The following is a 3040-nucleotide window of genomic DNA, read 5'->3' as shown; positions in this document are numbered from 1 at the left end:
CCGGGGGACGCGCCCCCTGCGGTGCTGGCCGTCGCCGGGGCCCAGCCCCTAGGCTCGGCGCGTGGCGAGGTACTACGACGTGCATCCGCGCAATCCGCAGCCCCGGTCGATCCGGCAGGTCGTCGACGTGCTGCGGTCCGGCGGCCTGATCGCGTACCCGACGGACTCGGGTTTCGCGCTCGGCTGCACCCTGGGCAACAAGCGCGGCATGGAACGCATCCGGGCACTGCGCGACCTGGACTCCCGGCACCACTTCACGCTGGTGTGCCGGGACTTCGCCCAGCTCGGCCAGTTCGTGCATCTGAGCAACACGGTGTTCCGGGCCGTGCGGGCGTCGGTGCCCGGCCCGTACACGTTCATCCTGCCCGCGACGCGCGAGGTGCCGCGGCAGCTGGCGCACCCGAAGAAGAGGACGGTGGGGGCGCGGATCCCGGACCACGTCACCGCCCGGGCCCTGGTCACCGAACTGGGGGAGCCGCTGGTGTCGAGCACGCTGCTGCTGCCCGGGGACGAGGAGCCGATGACGGACGGGTGGGAGATCCGGGAACGGCTCGGTCACCTGGTGGACGTGGTGCTCGACTCCGGCGACTGCGGCACCGAGCCGACCACCGTGGTCGACTTCTCCGACGACGAGCCGGAGGTGGTGCGCGTCGGCGCGGGGGACCCCGCCCGGTTCACCTGAGCCGGTCAGCTCTTCTCCCTGCCGGTGCGGGCGCGGAACCGGATCTGGTGGGCGGGCACGAACGTCGTGACGATCGTGCGCCACGCGAGGTCCGCGGTGAGCAGCTGGTAGGTGACCACGCCCAGCGCGGCCCCGTCGACCGACGGCATCCACCCGCGCAGCAGTCCCTTGGCCTCGTACCGGTACTGGATGCCCTCCTCGTCGTCCCCGGAGATCTCGAACGCGTTCTTGCGCAGCGCCGCGCGCGGGTCGACCCACACCCACTGCGGCGGGTCCACCGGCCGGAACGTGGGCGGTGCGTCCCCGGCCGGGGCCCACACCGGTCGGGTCGGGGTCGAACTCGCGTCCCGGCGCCACCACGGCAGTGGTGAACGCGGGGACGGTTCCGGCCGGTGTTCCGCCCGTTGCTCCGTCCGTCGCCGGTCCGGTTGCTCCATCGGCACTCCCTCACAACTCCCTCGAATCGAACAATAGTTCGACCGAACGGCGGAGTGTCAAGGCGGGCGCCGCCCGGTGTCACCCGGAACACGGGGCCGCCGGTACCGGTGTTCACTGACCGGAACTTCTGTACTACCTTTTGCGGTGATCTTGCAGGCACGACAGGTCGGGGGTGTGACGATGTCCGGTGGCGAGACCACGATCGATACCACGAAGGCGAGCGTGGCCCGGGTGTACGACGCCCTGCTGGGCGGCAAGGACAACTACGAGGTCGACCGGGTGGTCTACCGGTCGGTGCTGGAGTCCGACCCGCAGGCCCCCGCCACGGCCGTCGCGATCCGCGAGTGGCTGGTCCGCGTCGTGCGCTGGCTCGCGGGCCCGGCGGGCATGGACCAGTTCCTCGACTGCGGCTCCGGCCTGCCCACCCAGGAGAACACCCACGAGGCGGCGCAGCGGCTCAACCCCGAGGCGCGGGTCGTCTACGTCGACAACGACCCCGTCGTCGGGGCGCACGGCCGGGCGCTGCTGGAGGAGAACCCGTTCACCCACTTCGTCGAGGCCGACCTGGCGGACCCGGACGCCCTGCTGGGACACCCCGACGTGACCCGCAACCTCGACCTGGACCGGCCCTACGTGCTGATGCAGTGCAACACCCTGCACCACCTGATGGACGACGAGGACCCGCACGGGATCATGCGCCGCTACATCGACGCCCTGCCGTCCGGCTCGTACGTCGCGCTGTGCCACTTCTGGGACCCGCAGGACGAGGACCCGGAGTCGAGCACGTTCGCCAAGGACATGGAACAGCGCCTCACCGGCAGTTCGATGGGCTCCGGCCGGTTCCGCACCCGGGACGAGATCGCCGCCTACCTGGAGGGCCTCGAACCGGTCGAGCCCGGCCTGGTGCGGCTGCACGAATGGTGGCCCGACGGCCCCCGCCTGACCCCGCTGACGTCGATGGACCGCGTCTTGCTCAGCGGCGTCGCCCGCAAACCCTGACCCGGGGGCGGGGACACCGCACGGGCGGTCGGCGGCCGGCGGCCGACCGCCCGTCTCAGACCATCAGCCCCGGCAGCCCGGCCGGTGTGGCCAGGGACCGGCGTCTGCGCAGCCATACCCGGCGGGTGCCGTCCGAGTAGAGCCGCACGCTGGACAGTTCCCAGCCGGAGAACTCCGCCTGGATGGACAGCTGCACGGTCGTCGAGATCCGCGACACCCCCGGGGGCAGCTGCACCCGGCGGTACTCCCAGTCCCCGTCGACCACCGCTTCCGTGCTCGTCATGGGTCGATCACCTGGATCCCTTCCCCGGTCGCCGAGCCGACCACGACTCGCGAGGTCCGTGGGTCGACGGTAACCGAATCCGGCTGGCGGACGGTGGGGTAGCGGTACCGTTCCTCGGGCTCGCCGCCGCGCATGTCGAACCCGACGACCTCGTTGCGCCGCGGGAGGGTCACCCAGGCCACGTCCGTTCCGGGGTCGTAGGCCAGGCCGTGCGGGCCCGCCGGGACCGGGTACCGCTGGCGCAGCAGGAACGGATCCGGCGAGAACGCGAGCAGCCCGCCGCCGCGGGTGTCGGCGACCAGGATCCGGCCGAAGTCGTCGACGACGGCGTTGGTGGCGCCGTGGCCCGCGCGCAGTCCCCCGGAGAACTCGTCGCCGTCGACGTCCAGCCCGAACAGCGCCGTCCGCTCCCGGTCCAGCACGTACGGGTCGCCGTCGGCGATCAGCACGTCGTCGGCGCTGTAGAGGCCGCCCTCCACGGTGTCGGTGACCCGGCCGTCGGACAGGACGGCCACCGCCGCACGGTTCCGCAGCGCCACGAGGGTGCGCCCGGCGTCGTCGACGACCGCACCCGAGGGCCCGCCACGGACCTCGGTGGTGTCCCGCTCACCACCGGGCAGGGTGACCCGCGTGAGCAC

5 protein-coding genes are annotated in these 3040 nt (G+C 72.4%); 2 read left to right on the top strand and 3 right to left on the bottom strand.

From position 1 onward, the window contains the following. The first annotated feature begins 61 nt into the window (after positions 1-61). Complete coding sequence (locus ACTIR_RS0100485) at positions 62-682, top strand: L-threonylcarbamoyladenylate synthase (protein ID WP_026452820.1); 621 nt, start codon at positions 62-64, stop codon at positions 680-682. A gap of 5 nt (positions 683-687) precedes the next feature. Here the strand turns inward: ACTIR_RS0100485 and ACTIR_RS0100480 are convergent, their stop codons facing one another. Beyond that, a complete protein-coding gene (locus ACTIR_RS0100480) occupies positions 688-1119 on the bottom strand; it encodes a hypothetical protein (RefSeq protein WP_007025515.1) in 432 nt (143 codons plus the stop codon). A gap of 181 nt (positions 1120-1300) precedes the next feature. On the opposite strand from ACTIR_RS0100480, the gene ACTIR_RS0100475 reads away from it, so the two are divergent. Next, the gene (locus tag ACTIR_RS0100475) at positions 1301-2119 is read left to right on the top strand and encodes an SAM-dependent methyltransferase (protein ID WP_026452819.1); all 819 of its coding nucleotides are present in this window, start codon (positions 1301-1303) and stop codon (positions 2117-2119) included. A 55-nt stretch (positions 2120-2174) separates the two neighbouring features. Here the strand turns inward: ACTIR_RS0100475 and ACTIR_RS0100470 are convergent, their stop codons facing one another. Together ACTIR_RS0100470 and ACTIR_RS26115 are read right to left on the bottom strand one after the other, a co-directional pair. Continuing rightward, positions 2175-2402 carry a DUF5703 family protein gene (locus ACTIR_RS0100470; RefSeq protein ID WP_026452818.1) on the bottom strand — a complete coding sequence of 76 codons (228 nt, stop codon included), beginning with the start codon at positions 2400-2402 and terminating at the stop codon, positions 2175-2177. Further along, positions 2399-3040: YncE family protein (locus ACTIR_RS26115; protein ID WP_026452817.1), on the bottom strand; the 642-nt coding region annotated here is incomplete at its 5' end. The genes ACTIR_RS0100470 and ACTIR_RS26115, both read right to left, overlap by 4 nt.

The sequence above is a fragment of the Saccharomonospora iraqiensis subsp. iraqiensis genome (assembly GCF_000430445.1).
GTDB classification, from domain to species: Bacteria; Actinomycetota; Actinomycetes; order Mycobacteriales; family Pseudonocardiaceae; genus Saccharomonospora; species Saccharomonospora iraqiensis.
This window is presented reverse-complemented; position numbering and strand designations above follow the sequence as displayed.